A 21,765-nucleotide genomic window follows, 5' to 3' on the forward strand; every position below is an offset into this window, starting at 1 on the left:
AACAAGTCTTAGTCCTAAAGCCTAGCCCTATCAGTATCATTATTCTTGAGTGAGGCACTCAAGCAAAGAGGAACTGAAGATGAAAATATCGATTATTGGCGCAACGGGTTTTGTCGGCAGAGCATTAGTCGCTGAAGCGTTGCTTCGGCACCACCAAGTGACGGCTATTTCTCGTCATAGTAATCAATTATTTCAGCACGCTCTTTTAATCACCGCCGCTGGTGATATTACAGATATCCCATGGTTAACCTCTCGGCTTAAAGGACAGGATGTCATCATCAGCGCGTTTAATGGTGGCTGGCAAAATCCGAATTTGTATCAAGATACCGTGGCAGGAAACCAGGCCATTTTACAAGCAGTACAAAAATCGATGGTAAAACGATTTATTGTGGTCGGTGGTGCAGGAAGCCTAAAAATTGCTTCAGGTATTGATTTAATTGATTCCCCCGATTTTCCTGCCGAAATAAAACCAGGCGCTCAAGCAATGAGGGAATTTAAGAACCAATTACAATCCATTGATTCATTGGATTGGACCTACATTTCCCCAGCCGCAATACTCGAGGAAGGAGAAAGAACAGAAACCTTCCGTCTTGGAGGCGAACAATTGCTGATGAATGGCAACGTTCCTGCGAAAATATCAGTTGAAGATTTTGCGGTAGCTATACTTGATGAGGTAAATAATAGGCAGTTCATTCGCCAACAATTTACTGCAGCATATTAAGTTTAACCGAAAAAAGCCGGTAAATATTTACCGGCAAAGATAGATAACAGAACTTAATTCACATATTTCTACTTTAACTTACTTTTCACTATGTTTCGCTGCATAGATTTCACTATTCACCCAGTTATGGTCTTTTTCCCATGTAAATAACCACTTACGGGTTGGCCCTGCCATCACATTAAGGTAATAGTTATCATAACCAGCCACTGTCGCCATTGGGTGATACCCTTTTGGTACCATAACAACATCTTTGTTATACACCGCCATACATTCATCTAACTCGCGATCATTCGTGTAAACGCGCTGCATACAGAAACCTTGGGAAGGATTTAAACGATGATAATAGGTTTCTTCTAGATAAGTTTCATTGGGTTCATTATCGGTATCATGTTTATGGCTTGGATAAGAGCTAGTACAGCCTTCATCTGTAAAGACCTCCACGACTAATAAGCTATCAGCGGCTTTATCATCCGGCAAAATATTATGCACATAGCGTTTGTTATAACCATGGCCACGTTGTTCCGCACCAATATCATCAGGGCCAATTAAACGAGTTGGGTAAGTTCCTTTTCCTTTTGCCCTGCAAACTGCCAATTCAAGGTCGGTATCCGCCATGACCTCAGCAAACTCTTGCGCTGTAACATACACCGCATACGGCTTTTTACGCTCGAAAGGATCCATACGATCGCCAATATTTTCAAACGCTTGATTCGGTGTTTTAATTGTCGCTTTACCCGCCACCAGCACTAAACACATTTCATTTTCAGAGGCAGGCAAGGAGATAGACTCGCCTTGTTTTAATTCATAAACATCAAAGTGAACATATCCCCAGTTAGCGATTTTCGGAGTGATATGCTGAGTTCGCTTATGTGCATCTGGAGCATGGTATTTCGACAATAATTTTGACATAACTTTCCTCTGACACTTTTTAGGTTCTAGATATGTAATTCTTTTCAGTTACTAACCGTTTCACCAATTAAACAGTTCAGTTTGTGGCTAGAGTCAGCAAACAAAGCTAACAACGCCACAGACTGAAATATGACAACGACGATTTAGATTAAGCCCGCATCCTTAGCAAATTTAGACAAATTGTTGTAACCCAATGTGGCATAAGTCAATGGATGTGCGATCGCAGGATCTTGCTCTGCTTCGACTACTAACCAGCCATTTTCATATTGGCTATTTTTCAATACTTTAAACACTTCTGGATAGTTAACGCAACCATCACCGGGTACCGTGAACACCCCTGCTAATACTGCATTTAAGAAACTGGTTTTACGGTTTTTAACATCTTTTAGAACATCTGCACGGACATCTTTGCAATGCACATGATTGATACGTTTTGCCCAGCGTTTTGCCACTTCAACTGGGTCTGCTCCGGCAAAGGTTAAATGCCCTGTATCCAGTAATAAACCGACCTCATCCCCTGTATGTTTCATTAAATTATCCACATCTTCTGCGGACTCGATCACTGTCCCCATATGATGATGATAGGCAATCTTAACCCCTTGAGATAAAGTATATTTTGCGAATTCGGTCAATTTTTTACCGTATTCTTCCCATTGATCAGCTGGGAACAATGGGCGCATATGAACAGGTTTGTTTTGATCGCCATGAATACAGTGAGTCACTTCCGCGAAAACCATCACTTTAGCGCCTAAATCACGTAGCAATGCTAAGTGCTCTTGTACCGCTTCAATTTCTTCTTCCACACTGCGAGATAATAATTCTCCCGAATACCAGCCTGAAACCAATTGTAAGTCATGCTGCTTTAAGATCGGCCCTAAGATTTCCGCTTTACGTGGAAATTTATTACCTAGCTCAAAACCAGCGAAACCCGCTTGACGACCTTCAGTTAAACATGTTTCTAGAGACGTTTCTGCCCCTAAAGTGGGTAAATCATCATTCGTCCATGTCAACGGGTTGATACCAAGTTGGATTGCCATGATGAAGCTCCTGTGTAGGTAAAAGTAATATTATTTACGCTGACGCCATAAGGCTATCAGGTTTAAGTAATTGGTTTTGATTTTCTGCACCAGCTCATCGTCATTGATTTCACCTTTCATCCACTCCAACGAAGGCTTACCAAATAAAGTGCGGCCAACAGCAAATCCTTTGACGATTGATTTCCCAGCGGCTGCGTTGAAGCCTGCTTGTAGCTCAGCTTGTGGTGCGTCAAGTCCTAAGAGCACGACACCGCGGCAATAAGGGTCACGTTCTTGAATTAATTGATCAACTGCATCCCAGTTTTGCGCTTGTAGTGGTGGTAATTTCCACCAATCTGGTTTTATACCTAAGTTATAGAAGCGTTTGATTGCGCGTAAATACAGCTCATCGTTGCGTTCCATATCTGCGGGCAATATCACCTCGAGCAACAATTCATGCCCTGATTGGCAGCAAGCGCTATACACTTCTTGAACCGTTTTTTCTTGCTCTAAGCGCAGTGGATGGTTGTCTTCTGGGTGGAAAAACACCAAACATTTGACAATATGCTCTTTTGGCCAGCTAATCAGCTGAGAGCCAATATTCCCATGCTCTAAGCATAATGGTCTTGACGCAGGTAGCTCAATTGGGCGGCCTATCCACCAACCACGGCCGGTTACATCATTCAATACGTCTTGGCCAAATGTACTATCACAGAGTAACCCTGCTTTCCCCTGCAGATTTGCCTCTTCGGCCACTTCACTACTAGCGCGGTAAATCAATTTTTTCAGGGTTGGAATGCAAGAGATATCAACCCCTGCGAGGCGTGCCATATCAACAAATTGAATGCGGTGGTCAAATGCCATAACACAAAGTTCATTCCATTGTGTGCTACGTGAAGTCACACGGTGCAAATGGTTAAGCATCGGGTCAAGATCTGGGCGTGGAACTGCAGCTGCACGCTCAAGGTAATTATCCAACTCGATTTTTGTTGGCATTGCAGGCGCACAGCCATGGCGCGAAACCACTAGAGCCCCACAAGCATTCGCATAAGCGCAGGCTTTTTCCCAACCATCGCCGTTTAGATAACCGCGAAGTAGGCCAGACATAAATGCATCACCGGCACCTAATACGTTGAGAACTTCAACTCTCACACCATGAACGGTGATCCCTTCGTCCAACGTTTCTGGGATCTCACCACTAAATACCGAGCAGCCAAGAGAGCCGCGTTTACACACCAGTTCCGCATCCGTTAATTGGCGAATGTTCTTAAGTGCTTGTACGGTATCCGTCGTCCCGCCTGCAATATGAAATTCTTCTTCTGTACCGACAATCAAATCGAACATCGATAATACGTCTTGCAGTTGTTGCGTGACACTATCGGAAGCAATAAAACGCGTTTCACCATCACCCAAAGAGGTCAGTCCCCATAAGACCGGGCGATAATCAATATCAATGGCTGTTTTGACATTATTACGTTTAGCATATTCCAACGCTTTTAGTACTGCCGCGCGAGTTTTCGGGTTAGATAAATGCGTTCCTGTAATTGCCAAGCAGCGTGCAGATGCAATATATTCTTCAGAGAAATCGTCTGGCGTAATCGCCATATCTGCGCAGTTATCACGATAGAAAATTAATGGGAAAGTATCCTGATCTTTAATCCCTAAGATAACTAATGCCGTTAATCTGTCTTTGTCTGTAATAAGATGGCTAGTATCACAGCCTACACGCTGTAACTCCTCACGTAAAAAGCGCCCCATGTGTTCATCCCCCACACGGGCAAGCATTGATGATTTCAATCCTTGTATTGCAGTACCGAATGCAACGTTTCCTGAAGAGCCGCCTAAATATTTGGCAAACGAGCTCACATCTTCTAAACGAGAACCTATCTGTTGTCCGTACAGGTCAACGGCAATACGGCCCATACAGATAACATCTAACTTCTTCTGCTTATCCATTAATTACCCCTTAACTACAACAGAATTAATTGATTTCTTTAACGTTAACCCAACGTTGTTCGTCATATGAACGTGCTATCGCGTCTAATATTCGTGATACTTTCCAGCCTTCTTCAAAATCAGGCCACATTGGCTGCCCTGTTGCAACGCCATCAATTAAATCGCGCACTTCAACTGTTTTTTGGTCATTGAAGCCAATACCATGACCTGCAGCATTACAAAATGGTGCATAATCCGGGTGTTCTGGCCCAACAAAAATTGTTTTAAAACCTTGGCGGTTGCTAGGTTCATCATGGCGATAGAGCTTTAGCTCTGCCATTCTTTCTTGAGTGAAAGACAACGTTCCTTTGGTGCCGGTCACCACATAGGTTAGCCCCATTTTACGGCCAGCTGCGATTCGTGAAGTTTCAATGACGCCCATTGCGCCACCAGCAAAACGTACCATGGCATGCGCTTGGTCTTCATTTTCAACCGTAACCATAACGGTTGAACCCGTTTTTTCAGGGCGCTGTTTAATCACAATTTCCATATCACCACAGACGGTTTCAATATCCCCTACTAGGAATTGCGCCATATTGATAATGTGTGCAGACAAGTCCCCCAAAGCACCTAACCCTGCTTTTTCTTTAAAGCAATGCCAGTGAATTGGAGCGCTAGGGTCAGCCATATAATCTTCATTATGGGTGCCATAAAAATGGATAACTTCCCCGATTTCGCCATTTGCAATGATTTCTTTGGCTAGCTGCGAAGTTGGGTTTTTCATATAGTTAAAACCCACTAACGTTAAGACGCCGGCTTGTTTAGCCGCTTCGACCATTTCTTTGGCATCTTCAGAATTAAGTGCTAATGGTTTTTCACAATAAACATGTTTACCATGCTTAATTGCCTCCATTGCCATTTCTTTATGTAGGAAATTAGGCGAGCAAATATCCACTACATCAATATTTGGATCTGCAACTAATTTGCGCCAGTCATCCGTTGCACGATTAAAACCCATTTCCTGAGCTCGGGTTTGTGCTAGCTCAGGGGTAATTTCTGCAATCATTTCGCGAACCAATTTCCCCTGCAATGGAAAAACGGTTGGTGCTTGTGCATAAGCAATGGCATGAGCTCGTCCTATATAGCCAGTACCTATCATCCCGATACGGATCTCTTTCATCTGTTCTACCTCTCGCTCATTTCTTGTAGTGCAATAGCTGGCCCAATATTCGTTCCAGATTTTATTTCAATAATGATGTTATACGGAACATTCGTTTCATTTTCAATATTATTAGAAACATTAATTTCATTATGTGATCTAACGTTAATTTTTAGTGTAATTAATTAATTTATAAGAAAATAAATATTAAATTTAAAGAAAGGAAAAATAATAGAGTCGTGATGAGATGGAATAAAATGAAATAGAATAACTAAAAATGAAATTTATTGAGAATGGGATCTGGCAAAGATCCCATTCTCTCTTCAAAACTAAAAATTAACGATGAAGAATACTTAAAAACTCTTCTTTACTTGAGGTCAGAGACAGTGCATTGGCAATAAATTCGTCACTAAAAATCAACGCAATTTCCCTAAGTACATCAATATGTTCCCTTGATTTTGCAATCACGCCTATGGCAATAAACATCACATTGGTTCTGTCCCAAATAACACCGTCAGGAAATTGAAAAATTTCAACACCGGTATGCAAGATAATATCATTGGCGGACTTAGGTAGATGTGGCAACGTGATGCCATTCCCCAAGAATGTTGATATCTGTTGCTCCCTTTCCGTTAAGAAATGTACACAATCCCTATCAACATAACCTTTATTTTTAAATTCCGTACCAACCATTTTGAGTACTTCAGCTTTATTTCTTGCCTGACAACCTAAATGCAAATTACTTGTGGTTAGTTGTTCTATCATATCCAACCCTCGATTAAGTTAATTAGGTATATTCACACCACCAATAAGTAATAATTACATTGATGAGAGCTCTTCTTCTAATTGCTCTAATGATTTGTTTGATGTTTCTGGCAATAACTTCACGACAAAAACGATAGCTAAGTAGTTTATTACCGCAAAAATTAAGAATACCGGACCTAAACCAAGTTCTGCTTGTAATACAGGGAATAAATAACTCACAATCGCATTCATAATCCACATAAAGAAGACCGAGATCCCCATGGATAACCCGCGAATTTTAAGTGGGAATAGCTCAGCAAGTACCACCCACGTTAAAAAGCCCATCGTTCCTTGCATAACCCCAACAAACACCGCGCCAAGTAACCAAATTAATGTTGCTTTAACATCCCCGGTTAAAAAGTAGTCTGTAGCTGCAATTAATAAGTGTAACGATGCCATTAGCGCAAAACCACCAACAATCAGTGTCTTACGTTTAAATCGGTCAACAAGGAATAACACCCCTATCACCATACCACCAACAGAAAAAACACCATTTAATACGTTGAAAACTAAAGATGTTTGCTCAGAAAAACCCGCTGTTTTGAGAATTTCTGTGCCATAATACATAATAACGTTAACCCCAGTTGTTTGCTGTAATGCCGCCCACACCATCCCAATTAAAACCAATTTAAAAATCCAAGGTGTATTAAAAATTAACGCTAAATTTTGTTTATTGGCATTCGGATGACGTTTAGCTTCCGCAGCTTCAACATCTAATAACGTCACGATATCTTCATATTCTTGAATTGCACGTTTTTCAGGACGAATTTGCTTCAGTATTTTCAAGGCTTCTTCACGACGGTTTTTACTCATTAACCAACGTGGGCTTTCAGGCGCTTTCCACATACCAAATAGCAAGCACAACGCGGGCACGGCTTGTACTAACAGCATATAACGCCAAACATCAGGAAGATGGCCCCAAATTGAACCGATAATCGCATTAATAGCAAATGCTGCTAGCTGCCCGATAACAATAGCAACTTCATTTAACCCAGTGAGTTTCCCCCGCATTTCAGTCGGAGCCACTTCAGAAATAAACGTCGGTGCCGTCACAGAGGCACCACCCACCGCAAAGCCCAATATAAACCGAGCAATAAGAAGAACTTCAATATTTGGGGCTGCCGCAGATAAAAATGCCCCAAATAAAAACAGAAATGAGAGGTAAAGCAAATAAGTACGGCGCCCGACAAAGTCTGCTACACGTCCGCCACAAACACTGCCTAATGCTGCACCCACTAATAGGACACTCATTACCAGCCCTTCCGTGGTTGGCGTTAAGCCCATGTTTTCTTTCAGTGATGAAAATGCACCATTAATGACACCAGTATCATAACCAAATAGTAATCCACCAAAGGTTGCAACCAAGGTTATTTGGTGCAACCTTTTTCTCTGTTGTTGATTGAGATTCATGATTAATGACATATTATTACCTTATTATTTGAATCATTATGTCTTACCAAAAAAACAATTTTTCAATATTTAAATAAATGTTTAATGTTAAATATTAAATAATGAAATAAGTTTCTGGCACTCTGGTTTGAATCGCTACTTTGCTAGCTTTAGGCCTGATCGATAAACTCTTTGAAAATAGATTTCGCAAATTTAAAACGATGAATACATCAGTTAAATTAAAGAAAGTAAGATTATAAAAAGCCTCAATTAATCTCGGAATATTGAAAGCCTAAAGAGTATTAAATAAAATGTAATATCAGTATTTTATATACTCATTAATAAATGAATATATTTACTATTGCGGCCAAAAATTAATTTTTAACCGCAAGTCTATAATCAAGTTAAATAGTATTACCGCATTAATTACAATTTAACTTCTTTACCTGTTTTGAGTGACTCCAGTGCTTTGTCTGCAAGATATAAAGCCAATTCACCATCGGTCCCTGTCGTTTCAGATTCCGCACGGCCTGCTAAGATATCAACAAAATGCTGCCATTCTGCTTGGTATGCTTCATGGTAACGTTGTAAGAAGAAATACTCTGGCTTGGCCGATAAGCACCCAACTTCACTTAACAGCGCAACACTATTCTCTTTAATATTACCAGCCGTTAATAATCCTTTTTCACCATGTAATTCAATGCGTTGGTCATAGCCATAACCTGAACGACGGCTGTTAGAGATGGTCGCCATTGCGCCTGATGGGAATTTTAAGATAATAAACGCGGTATCAATATCACCGGCTTGGCCGATCGCAGGGTCAACAACATTGCTGCCTTGTGCGTAGACAGAGCAAGGCTCCTCGCCAATCATAAAGCGCGCCATATCAAAGTCATGAATAGTCATATCTCTGAACATACCACCGGAGACTTTAACATATTCTGCAGGTGGTGGTGACGGGTCACGAGATGTGATAATTAAAGATTCTGCTTTACCAATAGCGCCTTGTTGGAATAAATTTTTCAAGTGGCGAAATTGAGGATCATAGCGACGGTTAAAACCAATAAACAGTGGAACGTTATGTTCTTTTACGCTTTTTAAACACTGCTTCACACGCTCAAGGTCGAGGTGAACAGGTTTTTCACAGAAAATCACTTTTTTATGTTTGGCTGCTAGTTCGATTAGATCAGCGTGAGTATCTGTGGCTGAAGCGATTAAAACACCCTGTATATTAGGGTCTTGCATTGCTTCTTCTGTTGTCTGAACTTTGGCTTGGTATTTTTCAGCCAAGGCAACCGCATTGGGTTGGTAAGGGTCGATGACAGAGTAAAGTTTGGTTTCTTTATGGCCGGCAATATTAACAGCATGAACCTGTCCGATACGTCCTGCGCCGAATAGTGCTATATTGAACATTCAAATGCTCCTTGATACCTTAAATCCACTATTTGGATATTACGGAATATACCAAATAAAACGTTCATTTCAATTTATAATTTTTTGAAAATTATATTTTTGGGCTCTAGATAACAAATGTTATATTAAAGTGTATTTTTAGTGTTATTCAGATCACAAATTGACAATGTAAGCGAACAGCATTTAACAATAAAGTCTGTGTTTGCTGGCACATTAGTTCTCCATAACTTCTTTTTTTGCTCTTCCTTCGTCTCGAAATAAAACATATATTTCAATTAAATTATTTTTAAACTATTAAATCCATAAAAAAACCCAGCCTAAGCTGGGTATATAATCCAAATGATTCGAGTTGCGTGGGCGGGTAGCGCAGAGCATTCCCCATACAACTTGAAGTATGACGAATATAGAGCCACAAGTGGTAACCACTATGTAAATTAACACCAAAGCAATCCTTGCTAAATTTCCAGTAACTACCCTACTTAATTACATCTGACTCATTAAGAAAACGAAGAACATTCCTCGACGGTAAAAACACCGTCGAGTTATTACGATAATACAAAGCACTAACCCAATACGTTGATTAATAAAGACGAACTTTATTTTCAACCATCTGTTTAATTTTTTCAGCGGAAGCAACTATTTGAGGCTTTTTAGAAACTTGTGCCGTGCCTGTGCGCCACCAAGCTTCATAACCATCGGTCATTGTTTTCGGAAGTACTTTAATATCAATCAATACACAGCCCGAATGGGACTTCGCGTCTTTCAGTGCGGCAATCAATTGTTCCTCATCATGTACCCGATAACTTTTACAGCCATAGCTTTCTGCGTTTTTAGCAAAATCGACCTTCACTAACGGTCCATCCATCAAGCCCGTTTGTGGGTTCCTGTAGCGGTTTTCTGTACCAAAACTCCCCATTCCTTGGCTCATCTGCAGGTTATTAATACAACCAAATCCTGCATTATCAAACAGTAAGATGGTGACCTTAATATTCTCCTGAATCGCGGTTTGTAATTCGCTGTGTAACATCAAATAAGAACCATCTCCGACCATCGCATAAACAGGTTGCTTCGGCGCAGCGATTTTAGCACCAACAGCGGCGGCAATTTCATACCCCATGCATGAATAACCATATTCAAGATGATAGGTATCTCGCTGTTTTGGTAGCCAAATACGTTGTAAATCTCCCGGTAATGAACCTGCTGCCCCCACAATAATGGCATCGTCTTCCATGTATTGCTGCATCAAGCCTAGCACCCGTGTTTGTGCCAGTTCTGTACCTAGCGTTTTACGGTATTCTTCAAGCTTATCATCAAGATGGCCTGCAATTTCAGGGACAAAATCTAATGGCCGATACTGTATACTAAACAAGCGCTCCAGCTCATTTTTCCACTGTTGTTTAGACTGCTGAATTTCATCCCCCCACTGAGCTTCATAGTGAGAATCTTTCAGCTTTATATCCAGTGCTTGAAGTGCTTCTTTGGCATCTGCAACAACTTTCAAAGCATCTAACTTACTTGCATCAAACTCCGCAACATTGATATTTAAGAAGGTTACATTTGGATGACTAAATAAAGATTTAGATGCGGTGGTGAAATCAGTAAAGCGGGTGCCAACACCAATAACTAAATCAGCCTCTTTAGCTAACAAGTTTGCGGCTAACCCACCTGTAGTGCCAATTCCACCCATATTCAAGGGATGACTAGCAACGACGGCACTTTTACCCGCTTGGGTTTCGCCAAATGGAATCTGGTAATCTTCAGCAAACTGTAAAAATGCCTCGTGAGCTTCGGAATAACGTACCCCACCACCACAGATGAGCAATGGTTTTTTCTTACTGCGGATCAGATGAACGGCTTCTTCGATACTCACCGTTGTCGGTGGTCTACGTTCAATACGATGGATGCGTTTTTGGAAAAAATAATCGGGGTAATCCCACGCCTCGCCTTGAACATCTTGAGGTAGACAAATGGTTACCGCGCCAGTATCCGCAGGATCCGTTAACACCCGCATTGCATTAACCATGGCTGCCATTAGCTGTTCAGGCCGTGAAATCCTATCCCAATAGCGTGAGACAGGTCGAAAACAATCATTCGTGCTTATTGTTCCGTCGCCATACTGTTCAACTTGCTGCAAAACGGGATCTGGCTGACGTGTTGCAAAAGTATCGCCAGGTAGTAATAACAGTGGGATGCGATTCGCCGTAGCTGTTGCGGCAGCTGTGATCATATTCGCAGCACCTGGGCCAACAGAGGACGTAACCGCAAAAATTTGTTTACGTTTTTTTTGTTTGGCAAAGCCTGTCGCAATATGTGCCATGCCTTGCTCGTTGCAACCTTGATAAACACGTAGATGCCCAGGCGCCTCTTCAAGCGCCTGACCTAAACCCACAACATTACCATGGCCAAAAATCGTAAATACTCCCTGAATAAACGGATACTGCTCACCATCAACATCAACATATTGTTGGTTTAGAAATTTAACCAACGCTTGAGCTGTCGTCATTTTCTGCTTATTCATACGGGTCTCCATTTATTCCATGGTAGGCATTGTGAAACTACTTTCATGGTGTTCTAAGCGAACACTTGCAGGCCAACGACTAGTGACTGTTTTCATGCGAGTATAGAAGCGAACACCATCATTTCCATGTACATTTAATGGACCAAAAATAGAACGTTTCCAACCACCAAAACTGTGGAATGCCATCGGTACTGGAATCGGTATGTTGATCCCAACCATTCCAGCTTGGACATTTTCTTGGAATTCACGAGCCGTTTCACCATCACGGGTGAAAATAGCCGTTCCATTTCCATATTCATGTTGGTTAATTAGTTTCAAACCCGTTTCGAAGTCTGGAACACGCACTACGGCTAAGACAGGCCCAAAAATTTCTTCTTTATAAATGTCCATCTCAGGAGTGACATTATCAAATAATGTTGGTCCTACAAAATAACCATTTTCGAAGCCTTTCACTTTAAAATCACGGCCATCAACTAATAACGTCGCACCTTGTTTTTCACCGCTAGTAATATAGTCACAGATTTTAGCTTTGTGCTGTGCTGAAATGACGGGACCCATATCATTTTCTTTGCCTTGCGTAATACCAGGCCCGACGGACATTTTAGCAATTTGACCTTTCAGGATAGCAATGAGCGCATCTGCTGTTTCATCACCGACGGCTAAGACTACAGATAATGCCATACAACGTTCGCCCGCTGCACCAAATGCCGCGCCCATAATGGCATTAGCCGCCTGCCCCATATCCGCATCCGGCATTAAAATACAATGGTTTTTTGCACCACCGAGTGCTTGACAGCGTTTGCCATGAGCAGATGCCGTCGTGTAAATATATTCAGCAATAGGTGTTGAACCAACAAAACTAACGGCTTGGACTTCTGGCGCAGTTAAGAGCACATCGACAGATTCTTTGTCCCCTTGAACAACGTTAAATACGCCATCAGGTAAACCTGCTTCTTTTAATAATTTAGCTAATCCTAATGCTAAAGAAGGGTCTTTTTCTGATGGTTTTAAAACAAAGGTATTGCCTGTTGCAATAGCCACTGGGAACATCCACATCGGTACCATTGCTGGGAAATTAAATGGTGTAATTCCCGCACATACCCCCAGAGGTTGCATTAATGAGTGGCTATCAACACCGGTAGCAACATTGGCTGAGTGCTCACCTTTTTGTAAGTGAGGGATACCACATGCAAATTCAACGACTTCCAAACCACGCGTTAATTCACCTACCGCATCAGAAAAAACTTTACCATGTTCTCTTGAAATTAAACGAGCCAGTTCATCCATATTCTCTTCCAGCAATGCTTTAAATTTGAATAAGATCCGGGAACGTTTCAAAGGGGAAAGTTTTGACCACTTAGGGAATGCTTTATTCGCAATCTCAATTGCTTTTTTTGTTTCATCGGCACTGCTAAGTACAACCTGAGCAATTTGCTCACCCGTTGCTGGGTTGAATACCGGTGCAAAACGCCCACTTTTGCTGGATACTATCTCACCACCAATGAAATTATGAATCTGTTCCATGTTGCCTCTCTTTAGCTGACAGAGTTACCTTGTTACTCAATGTATATGAAATATTTGTTTCATTTACAACTAAATTTGAAATAACATTCAATTTATGTGATCTAGACAAAGTTTTTATGAAATTTTTAATCGCGGCTAAAAAACACCTATTTTAAACTTATGTCCATCACTTATTTATTGGCTATTTTTCCTTTGTATTGGGCTAAACATGGCTTTCTTTCCATCAAGAAAATAAGAGAACAAATTGATGTAAGCTGTTCAATTTATTATCCCAAATTCAAATTATTTTAAGATCCTAAAAAAAGAAAATTTTTAAATATGAACTAAGTGTTTCAAAAAGATTCGACTAACGCCGTAAAACAACTACAATTAGAGCCAAATTCTGGAGGTTATATGTCAAGTGCATCAAATTTGAATGAGTTTCAAGAGCAAGTTCGCTCAAGGTATGACGAATTAAGTAAACGGCTACAGCAAGTAGCACGCTATGTGTTAGATAATACGAATAGTGTCGCATTTGATACAGTTGCCGTCATTGCGAAAGAGGCTAAGGTTCCGCCTTCGACTCTGATCCGCTTTGCAAATGCGTTTAATTTCAGTGGGTTTAATGAAATGAAACAATTGTTTCGTATGAACCTCGTTGAAGAAACGGCCAGCTACACAGATAGAGCCCGCATGTTTCGTGAAATGGACGGCTCCCAAGAACTGGGAGATGACCCTTCCCAAATTTTGAAGGAGTTCGCTCATTCTAACGCCCAAGCTTTACAACAAATGGCAGCCAGAACCCCTGCTGAAGATATCGAAAAAGCCGTATCGTTATTAGCAAATGCACAAAATATCTATATTATCGGTTTGCGTCGCTCATTCAGCGTTGCAACGTATTTAAGTTACGCTCTTAGCCATTTGGAATGTCGCCCAGTACTTATTGATGGGCTTGGCGGAATGTTCAAGGAACAGATCAGCAGGATCAGTGAAAATGACGTCGTTATTTCAATCAGTTTCACGCCTTACGCTTCGGAAACTGTCATGGTAAGTGAGAAGGCGGCCCAAGCAGGTGCGCAGCAAATCGTTATTACTGACAGCCAAATTAGCCCTTTGGCAAGTTTTAGCGATGTTTGTTTTGTTATCAAAGAAGCCCAAGTAGATGCATTTCGTTCGCAATCAGCCACCTTATGTTTAGCACAATCACTGACCGTTGCATTAGCCTACCGTCAGGGCAGCAGCTTAGTCTAAGATATATGGCTCTGTAATTAAACACCTCCATTAATTCAGAGCCTCTTCCAGTCCTTTCTCTAATTAACGTAGACGTCATTATTAAAAACTAGTTAAGTTTCATTTTTTTCTTTAATTTGTGAGTCTCATCAGAAAATACAAATTCTAAAAAGACAATGAAATGAAATTATTATTTCACCCTGCTATGTTGGGATTACATCTCGTGTTAGATAAAACCAAGAATAAGGGCTAAGCATGTTAAATACACACTTTCTTTATTTACTCGGACACCTTCGTTTACTTGAAGAGCAGCATTCTGTCACGTCACTTAATCGCTCTGGTATTGGTTTAATCGGCACTGCACCTTATAACCAACTTTATATAAATGCGATAAAATGCTGCGCTCATCATAGTGAGCTAAAGTCAATTTGCCATTTGTCTCCATCTCTACCTTCTATGACTTACTTTATGTGTCAAAAGAAAAAGATAGAAGAGTTGATCAATAATGATGGCGTTGACTGCATTATAATGACATCCACTTGCAGTGATGAGTTACTAAGATTTGCAATTCAGACTGCGGTATCTGCCGGAAAAGATATCCTATTGAATGATATCCCCAACTTTAGTGAAAACGAATTGAAGGAGGTATTAAAGCAAGCAATGCGCCATGATGTATTGATTGATTATAACCAACCTCTTAGCTTTGATAACCAGTTCAATCAAATAAAAGCGTCTTTAATGTCTAAACGTGGTACCGAAACAGGGTTATTGCGTATCACAGCGCACCGAATAATAGAAACTGAAAATCAATTACCATTCAATATACTACGAAACACCATCACAAAAAACATAGAATTATTGTTATCCTTGATGCCTGATTTTGTCCTTTCATCCCCCGCTATTCAATACTCACATCCCTTTACTAAAAGAACCGATGGCGATGTATTGATGATTAATTTACGCCAAGAAAACGGTTTATTGGTTTCATTTGAAATCTTTTTCAATACGGGGAAGATTTTAGACAAACTGTCATTAAAACAATGTAATAACCGATATGAGATAAAGGAAAAACTCTCTTTTAATGAAACATATCAAGAGATTAATCAAAATAATTTTATTGTAGAGCAACTCGACCAATTTGTTTTAAGACTCGGTAGCAACACAAAACTAGCCAAAATTAATCAATGGAGTCGCGCCAATAAACTAACAGATATAGTAATAAAACAGCTAAATACTCATGGATATATTTGATTATTACGAAATATAAAGATAATTCTGATAGTAACAGTTAATATTATTATGCTCACGAATGATATAACAATACTATACCGCTTAATGTTACATTCTAAAATTACTTATAATCAGTGTATTGAACTACATGTACCATTATTCACATTGACAACGCCATATAAAAAAGAAGCGGGATCAACATTAAAAAGATAAGCAAATTGAAATAGTGAATCGACATCAATACAACTTTCTCCTGTCTCAAATCGACTCATTTCTTCTTCTGTTACACCAATTAAACTCGCCATTCGTTCTATCGATATCTTATGGTTTTCTCGTTGTTTTCGGATTTTTATCCCTAGCATTTTAGCAATGTTTTCCTTCCCCATAATAACCTCTATTAAATATTAAAATGAATATTATTAACCGGTGCGTAAACTATCACCAACCATAAATTTATAAATTGACTTATAATAATAAAACCCTAACTAAACAAGTCATTTAAAGACAATCTATTAATGAATTAAAAAACAACAACCATATAAAATACTGATATATATGGCTATATCGTTATCTTTTTAACTGTGATTCTGATCACGTTATTTTTATAACCTAATAGGTATAGAAAACTACACTGTAATAAGCCAACGACTTCAAAATTACATTTTCAATTTAACCAAAATTCTAACTTACATTTTCAATTTAATAAAATTATCTTGACTGATTTAATGTTATAACCTTAAGAAATTCGTGACAATTTGTATTCATGCGTATCAATAAGTTTCCAGAACATAATTATAATAAAGAAATTTTTTTTCAATCATAAAAAAAGGCGCTTTTTTTTATTTATTAGTCGAATAACAACATTAAATTTAGGTATTAAATATAAAAATTTTCATATTAGTCTATAAAGCTAAATCACCTTTTCATATTAGTGCCTTACATTAACCTGCTCTTATTCTGAATATCTAAAATTAATTATCACACCTAGCTATTTTCGGTAAAAAAATTCACTCCACTGCATTTATGCCATGTTCATTACCTTCAGTCTATACCACAATACGTAAAAATTAGACAAATTATGTAAACGCTAGATAGGTGTACTCAAGCAATCTAGCTACGTTTCCACCGCCCAATACTTACTTAACTTCACATCTTTTTAATAAAATTGTCAGTTAGCATGGTATCCTATTACGAGCACCTATGAGTACTTACAATTCATAACCTTGCTATATTATATGGCTTGTTATTTTGTTGGTAAGTAAAAGAGACCTGAAAGGATAATCATGCTACAAGAAAGTGTTATCAGGGAAATCATTCTCTGGATAGAACAAAATTTAGAATCTCGCCTATCCCTAGATACTGTTGCCGATAAATCAGGATACACCAAATGGCACTTTCAGCGCCTGTTTAAGAACCAAACAGGGCTCGCACTTGGTTCCTATATCCGAGCAAGGCGCCTTTCTTGTTCTGCTGTCGCACTACGGCTAACAAATGACAGCATAATGGATATTTCTCTGAGGTACCGTTTTGACTCACAACAAACTTTTTGCCGTGCGTTTAAAAAACAATTTAATCTGACCCCTTCTGAATACAGAAAACGACAGGGTTGGAAAATTGAAGGGTTTTGCTTACCTCTACGAGAGAATAAAGAGCTCAGTGTTCAAGTTAAATTGACTCAATTGCCAGCCATCAATTTACTCGGAACTAAACATCGTTACACTAAAGATATTAATGAGTGGAACCTAAAAACGGATGAGCTACGCCGACACTATTGGATGGATTTTTTCAATAAAAACCATTATGTCACTCAGCATTTATACGCCATTCACGGTGTTGATCAAAGTACTAATGCAGAAGGCCATTTCCTATATACCACGGCTCTAGATGAACAAGATGTTGATATTGCACTTCCGCAAACAACCAACTTACAGTTACCCGCAGGAAATTATTTAGAAATCAAGATCACCAGTAGCCTTCATGGTATAGATTACAATGATATTATTTATACTGCTTATGGGAAGGTACTTGCTGAAATGGATATCGTCCGTGGTAAAGGGCCTGATATAGAGCAATATGTCCTAAAATCCAAACCCACTTATGAAGCATTCATTAATGATTCACGCAATTTCATCCAAGAGCTAAATTACTATATTCCTGTTATTATTTAACGACTAGCAGCACCCCATACGAATACTGTATGGGATGCTAGCCTAACAATTAAAAACTCACATTAATTTTTGCCCAGAAATTTCTCCCTGGTTCATTCACTGGTACATTGGATGAATAACCAAAACCGCTATTTCCAGCTAAATTAAGGTGCTCGCTATAGGTTTTATCAAAAAGGTTATCAACGCCTGCGCTTAATTTCATATTTTCATTAATTTTATACGCTGTATTTAATGAAAATATTGTGAAACCTGCACTCTTGCTAAAATCTTTCCCCACCACATTACCATCATTAATCGCAACACGATTTTGACGGCTAACAACGCGTACTAAACCTGTCGTAGTCCAATCACCTTTTTCCCACGATAAGCCAAATCGGCTTTCCAATGGTGGCATTTGCGGTAACGCTTTGCCATCTGTACGATTTTCTCCCCAAGAGTAAGCAAGACTTGCATCGGCTTTCCATTCATCACTGAGTTTCTGTGCTATACCGAGCTCTCCGCCCATAATTAATGCGTCAACATTTTCAACTTGGCTCATTCGCGGGTTTGTCGCGCTATAACGGAAGAGAATAAAATCATCAACACGCCCCACATATGCAGAAACCCATGCATTGGTGTCTTCATGGCTATATTTAGCACCAATATCTAACTGAGTCGTTTTTTCTGTTTTTAGCTTATCAAACACATTATTGCTACCATCTGGTCCGAGTTTAGGCGAAAACAACTCCCAATAATCAGGAAAACGTTCTGTATAGCCGACACCAGCATATACCATAACAGGTGTACCAGATAAAGAATGCTCATAACGCGCAAAGCCCGCTGGCATCACCGTATTACGCCCTGAAGAGCCTACGCCTGTACTATTTTCAACTATCACACGATCTAAACGAGCCCCGCTAACAACTTTACCTTGCTCAGTCGCATGCCAAGTTAGCTCACTAAAAACACCATAATCTTGGAATTGTGCATCTTTTTTCCAGCTATTATTATTGTTTTTACGATGTTTATTGGTCTGCATGTCAGCCCCTGCACGCAGTTCATAGTCTTTCCATAACCATGTTCCCATGGTACGGCCGCCCATGGTTTCACGGTCAACTCGCATTTTCATTGGCATATTCATCATACCGTGGCCTCCATGCCCCATATGCCCGCCCCCCATTCCACCGCCTGATGGAGTACGAAGCGAGTAATTATCCATAATATGATCGGCGTAATTGTAGTAAACATTTGCTTCAACTTTATCTAAAACATCACCGATATTACTCTTTTCAAAGCGTAAGCCTAAGCTTTCACGTTTAAACTGAGAGCCATCCATTCCCCTCCCTGCATAACGAGCTTCGCCGTCGCCTTTACCAGCGGTTAATTCTAATAATGTATATTCATCTGGCGTCCAGCCGATAGCAATATCAGCGTTCCACTTATCCCATTTAGAGGGAACCTTATCACCATTGCCATCTTTATAATCATTTGAACGTGATTTATTACCAATAACACGAACATAACCCGTTTCATTACCTAAGCTAATATCAGCATTACCATCCCAGCGCTCATTAGATGCCGTTAAGGCACTTGCGTTGCCTTTAATACCTGCTTCAGTAAATAGCGGTTTTTCGCGCTCAAACCGGATTGTTCCTGCTGAATTCCCAGGCCCCCATAAAACAGTTTGTGGCCCTTTAATCATATTTAATACATCAAAGTTTTCCGGTGAAATATAAGAAGTCGGTGCATCCATACGAGAAGGGCATGCACCCAACATTTCACTATCATTGGTTAAAATACGCAAACGAGACCCAAACATGCCACGAAAAACCGGATCTCCGTTAGTTCCACCGTTACGTATCTGTGAAAAGCCTGGGATCGTTTTAAGGTAATCAGAACCATCACTCGCAGGGACGGGCTGCCTTGGTGTTTTAGGGGATGTCGTAATAGTCAATGGTGAATCGACTGGCGCAGTAACAATCATCACTGAGCTATTTGAGATTAGACTTTGGTTGATTTCAGTTTTAGCGACTGTAGGTGCTGTAAAAATCGCACTAATAACCAGCGTTGCAATAGGAGCCACTTTAAAAACGTGTGTGTTCATTTTTTACCTGTTTCTTAGAATATAGGTACGCTGCTTTCGCCTCTTAACTTGCAAATACATTTTCAGCACCCATGGGTGAACCTCTTAAAAATCAAAGAAATTCAAGATGAACGAAAACGCTTTGCACAATAAAGGCAAAAATAGCAATTAAATTAATTTGTAAGATTTATAATGCTAAGACATCAGTAAATAGGCGGGGCTCTAGCGAGATGTAATGACCATGGTCTAAATAACCAAATGTGAACGTAGCGCTCAAAAGGAACAAATAGAGTCAGCGTGGCGAGTTGTCGAATAACCGCAGCAATAAATAAGATAAGAAATGGAAAGTGGACCAATAACTGACAGTAACCACATGCAATGTCTTCCATCGGAGACTGCCCCATCCCCGTCATTAACATATGATTCATTGGTGTAGAAACGTCACAATTTTCAGGCATTGGCATACTATGATGCGAATGCATCGATTGGTCCGCCATCTCACTTTGTATATCTGCACAAGTGTTCATATGCACCATAGATTTAGAAACCAGTGGTGCAATGAACAGCATAACAATGGCAAGCAAAGCAAGATAAGCGGATAGCTGTTTGATAAAAGGGCGCAGGTGCAACGTTTTTCCGTTATCTCAGTACGAATTTTATAGCGCGAAATTGTATCTTATTTAGAGGAGGGATGTTATCAATTTTCACCATTAATGTTAAGCAGGGCCTACCTCTACATGTAATGAACTAAAAAACAAACAATTACCAATAAAAATCAATCTATTGATTGAATCTCTCTCCTTATGACAATAGACTGAAATTAAAGCAAATAATAAGTTAATTATTTACATATAAACCATCTAAACCTAACGATTTAGATGAGACCATTTTGTGTTAGCCACTATTTTAGTTATCTCTTCTTTAGTTGGAATTAATATGAGTTTATCCAATTCAATCCAAACCGTTTTGGTAAATTGAAATCGGTTATCCGGTGTAAAACCGCTCAATTTGTTCTGTTGATATTCCTCCTTTTCTTTATCGCTAACACCTTGTTTAAATTCTTCATAAGCAACCATATATTTTTTTACTTCCTTGCCAGCTAACCCTTTTTTGAAAGTGACCAAAATTTTATAGCTGAGCTTTTCGTTAAGAAAATTTTTAACCACATCAGGGAGTGATTGATATGCGGTGATCTTGTCGTCTTTTGCTTTTTGAATATATTGTGGGCTTCTTGGAGCCTGACTTGGCTGATAATTAGGTTGCGCTCTCGCTAATGCCCCCTTTTGAACTGGCGTCCTGTGGGAGCGATTTAGATTGCTTGGCTCCGAAGCCGACCGATTTAATGCCAATGCCCCTGATATGTTTTTTTGATGAATCTTTGAAGGTTCTGAATAGGCATGCCTTAACGTGGGTAGCCGAATGGGAATTTTTGACCCTGTCAGGTCAATCTGTTTATTTTGTTTAATACCATCAACAAATCGACTTAATTTTTTCCAATTATTCAAAGACTTAGCCCCAACCCCCTTATCTGATATGAATCGATTCAAATTTGAAGTGATTAGACGAGGGATCTTCGTTAGATTAGAATCACGCATTCGTTGAGTTGACATATTGCTTCCTTTTATCTAGTTATAAACTCAAACTATGTTAAAAGAATTAGTATCAATATTCTTTAATAAACCGAAGCAATTCAAACTGTAGATTTATA

Annotated in this window: 17 protein-coding genes; 4 read left to right on the forward strand and 13 right to left on the reverse strand. The window is 39.7% G+C overall.

Annotated features, from left to right (window positions below; genetic code table 11):
• The first annotated feature begins 79 nt into the window (after nt 1-79).
• Nucleotides 80-721: an NAD(P)-dependent oxidoreductase gene (locus tag M1F25_RS15310; protein WP_110592173.1), complete on the forward strand. Its 642-nt coding sequence runs from the start codon at nt 80-82 to the stop codon at nt 719-721.
• Nucleotides 722-799: 78 nt separating this feature from the next.
• Here M1F25_RS15310 and iolB read toward each other — a convergent pair whose 3' ends face one another.
• The 9 genes from iolB to M1F25_RS15355 all read right to left on the reverse strand — a co-directional run bounded on the left by iolB (nt 800) and on the right by M1F25_RS15355 (nt 13,388).
• Nucleotides 800-1,630, reverse strand: coding sequence for a 5-deoxy-glucuronate isomerase (gene iolB, locus M1F25_RS15315; RefSeq protein ID WP_181488276.1), 831 nt, complete (start codon nt 1,628-1,630; stop codon nt 800-802).
• Nucleotides 1,631-1,773: 143 nt separating this feature from the next.
• Nucleotides 1,774-2,667 (reverse strand): myo-inosose-2 dehydratase, encoded by an 894-nt coding sequence (gene iolE, locus M1F25_RS15320; RefSeq protein ID WP_004262122.1) that lies wholly within the window; start codon nt 2,665-2,667, stop codon nt 1,774-1,776.
• Nucleotides 2,668-2,697: 30 nt separating this feature from the next.
• Nucleotides 2,698-4,602 (reverse strand): bifunctional 5-dehydro-2-deoxygluconokinase/5-dehydro-2-deoxyphosphogluconate aldolase, encoded by a 1,905-nt coding sequence (locus M1F25_RS15325; RefSeq protein WP_110592175.1) that lies wholly within the window; start codon nt 4,600-4,602, stop codon nt 2,698-2,700.
• Between the two features lie 25 nt (nt 4,603-4,627).
• Nucleotides 4,628-5,761, reverse strand: a complete 1,134-nt coding sequence (locus M1F25_RS15330; protein ID WP_004262126.1) for a Gfo/Idh/MocA family protein — start codon at nt 5,759-5,761, stop codon at nt 4,628-4,630.
• Between the two features lie 315 nt (nt 5,762-6,076).
• Nucleotides 6,077-6,505, reverse strand: coding sequence for a PTS sugar transporter subunit IIA (locus M1F25_RS15335; protein ID WP_004262128.1), 429 nt, complete (start codon nt 6,503-6,505; stop codon nt 6,077-6,079).
• Between the two features lie 54 nt (nt 6,506-6,559).
• A complete protein-coding gene (locus tag M1F25_RS15340) occupies nt 6,560-7,966 on the reverse strand; it encodes a sugar porter family MFS transporter (protein WP_004913304.1) in 1,407 nt (468 codons plus the stop codon).
• A gap of 393 nt (nt 7,967-8,359) precedes the next feature.
• Nucleotides 8,360-9,346 carry an inositol 2-dehydrogenase gene (gene iolG / locus M1F25_RS15345; RefSeq protein WP_004262138.1) on the reverse strand — a complete coding sequence of 329 codons (987 nt, stop codon included), beginning with the start codon at nt 9,344-9,346 and terminating at the stop codon, nt 8,360-8,362.
• Nucleotides 9,347-9,926: 580 nt separating this feature from the next.
• Nucleotides 9,927-11,864: a 3D-(3,5/4)-trihydroxycyclohexane-1,2-dione acylhydrolase (decyclizing) gene (iolD, locus tag M1F25_RS15350; protein ID WP_181488278.1), complete on the reverse strand. Its 1,938-nt coding sequence runs from the start codon at nt 11,862-11,864 to the stop codon at nt 9,927-9,929.
• A gap of 12 nt (nt 11,865-11,876) precedes the next feature.
• Nucleotides 11,877-13,388, reverse strand: a complete 1,512-nt coding sequence (locus tag M1F25_RS15355; protein ID WP_112307318.1) for a CoA-acylating methylmalonate-semialdehyde dehydrogenase — start codon at nt 13,386-13,388, stop codon at nt 11,877-11,879.
• A gap of 393 nt (nt 13,389-13,781) precedes the next feature.
• Between M1F25_RS15355 and M1F25_RS15360 the strand changes: the two genes are divergently transcribed.
• On the forward strand, nt 13,782-14,618 hold the full coding sequence (locus M1F25_RS15360) for a MurR/RpiR family transcriptional regulator (protein WP_036958475.1): 837 nt from the start codon (nt 13,782-13,784) through the stop codon (nt 14,616-14,618).
• A 234-nt stretch (nt 14,619-14,852) separates the two neighbouring features.
• Nucleotides 14,853-15,848: a hypothetical protein gene (locus tag M1F25_RS15365; protein ID WP_232368689.1), complete on the forward strand. Its 996-nt coding sequence runs from the start codon at nt 14,853-14,855 to the stop codon at nt 15,846-15,848.
• Between the two features lie 110 nt (nt 15,849-15,958).
• Here M1F25_RS15365 and M1F25_RS15370 read toward each other — a convergent pair whose 3' ends face one another.
• Entirely contained in the window at nt 15,959-16,213 is a 255-nt protein-coding gene (locus M1F25_RS15370) for a helix-turn-helix domain-containing protein (RefSeq protein ID WP_144140959.1), read from the reverse strand.
• An 897-nt stretch (nt 16,214-17,110) separates the two neighbouring features.
• On the opposite strand from M1F25_RS15370, the gene M1F25_RS15375 reads away from it, so the two are divergent.
• Entirely contained in the window at nt 17,111-17,995 is an 885-nt protein-coding gene (locus tag M1F25_RS15375) for a helix-turn-helix domain-containing protein (protein WP_004262166.1), read from the forward strand.
• Between the two features lie 49 nt (nt 17,996-18,044).
• Here M1F25_RS15375 and M1F25_RS15380 read toward each other — a convergent pair whose 3' ends face one another.
• The 3 genes from M1F25_RS15380 to M1F25_RS15390 form a co-directional block, all read right to left on the reverse strand.
• Nucleotides 18,045-20,078 (reverse strand): TonB-dependent copper receptor, encoded by a 2,034-nt coding sequence (locus M1F25_RS15380; RefSeq protein ID WP_112307319.1) that lies wholly within the window; start codon nt 20,076-20,078, stop codon nt 18,045-18,047.
• A 182-nt stretch (nt 20,079-20,260) separates the two neighbouring features.
• On the reverse strand, nt 20,261-20,686 hold the full coding sequence (locus M1F25_RS15385; RefSeq protein ID WP_112307320.1) for a DUF2946 domain-containing protein: 426 nt from the start codon (nt 20,684-20,686) through the stop codon (nt 20,261-20,263).
• 237 nt (nt 20,687-20,923) lie between these two features.
• The gene (locus M1F25_RS15390; RefSeq protein WP_181488280.1) at nt 20,924-21,667 is read right to left on the reverse strand and encodes a hypothetical protein; all 744 of its coding nucleotides are present in this window, start codon (nt 21,665-21,667) and stop codon (nt 20,924-20,926) included.
• Between the last annotated feature and the right edge of the window lie 98 nt (nt 21,668-21,765).

It is taken from the genome of Providencia sp. PROV109, from assembly GCF_033681625.1.
Taxonomy (GTDB): domain Bacteria; phylum Pseudomonadota; class Gammaproteobacteria; order Enterobacterales; family Enterobacteriaceae; genus Providencia; species Providencia hangzhouensis.

Bases quoted from the DNA above. Each gene is read 5' to 3' on its own strand.
- M1F25_RS15310 (WP_110592173.1), top strand. From the start codon at position 80: ATGAAAATATCGATTATTGGCGCAACGGGTTTTGTCGGCAGAGCATTA.
- iolB (WP_181488276.1), bottom strand. From the start codon at position 1,630: ATGTCAAAATTATTGTCGAAATACCATGCTCCAGATGCACATAAGCGA.
- iolE (WP_004262122.1), bottom strand. From the start codon at position 2,667: ATGGCAATCCAACTTGGTATCAACCCGTTGACATGGACGAATGATGAT.
- M1F25_RS15325 (WP_110592175.1), bottom strand. From the start codon at position 4,602: ATGGATAAGCAGAAGAAGTTAGATGTTATCTGTATGGGCCGTATTGCC.
- M1F25_RS15330 (WP_004262126.1), bottom strand. From the start codon at position 5,761: ATGAAAGAGATCCGTATCGGGATGATAGGTACTGGCTATATAGGACGA.
- M1F25_RS15335 (WP_004262128.1), bottom strand. From the start codon at position 6,505: ATGATAGAACAACTAACCACAAGTAATTTGCATTTAGGTTGTCAGGCA.
- M1F25_RS15340 (WP_004913304.1), bottom strand. From the start codon at position 7,966: ATGTCATTAATCATGAATCTCAATCAACAACAGAGAAAAAGGTTGCAC.
- iolG (WP_004262138.1), bottom strand. From the start codon at position 9,346: ATGTTCAATATAGCACTATTCGGCGCAGGACGTATCGGACAGGTTCAT.
- iolD (WP_181488278.1), bottom strand. From the start codon at position 11,864: ATGAATAAGCAGAAAATGACGACAGCTCAAGCGTTGGTTAAATTTCTA.
- M1F25_RS15355 (WP_112307318.1), bottom strand. From the start codon at position 13,388: ATGGAACAGATTCATAATTTCATTGGTGGTGAGATAGTATCCAGCAAA.
- M1F25_RS15360 (WP_036958475.1), top strand. From the start codon at position 13,782: ATGTCAAGTGCATCAAATTTGAATGAGTTTCAAGAGCAAGTTCGCTCA.
- M1F25_RS15365 (WP_232368689.1), top strand. From the start codon at position 14,853: ATGTTAAATACACACTTTCTTTATTTACTCGGACACCTTCGTTTACTT.
- M1F25_RS15370 (WP_144140959.1), bottom strand. From the start codon at position 16,213: ATGGGGAAGGAAAACATTGCTAAAATGCTAGGGATAAAAATCCGAAAA.
- M1F25_RS15375 (WP_004262166.1), top strand. From the start codon at position 17,111: ATGCTACAAGAAAGTGTTATCAGGGAAATCATTCTCTGGATAGAACAA.
- M1F25_RS15380 (WP_112307319.1), bottom strand. From the start codon at position 20,078: ATGAACACACACGTTTTTAAAGTGGCTCCTATTGCAACGCTGGTTATT.
- M1F25_RS15390 (WP_181488280.1), bottom strand. From the start codon at position 21,667: ATGTCAACTCAACGAATGCGTGATTCTAATCTAACGAAGATCCCTCGT.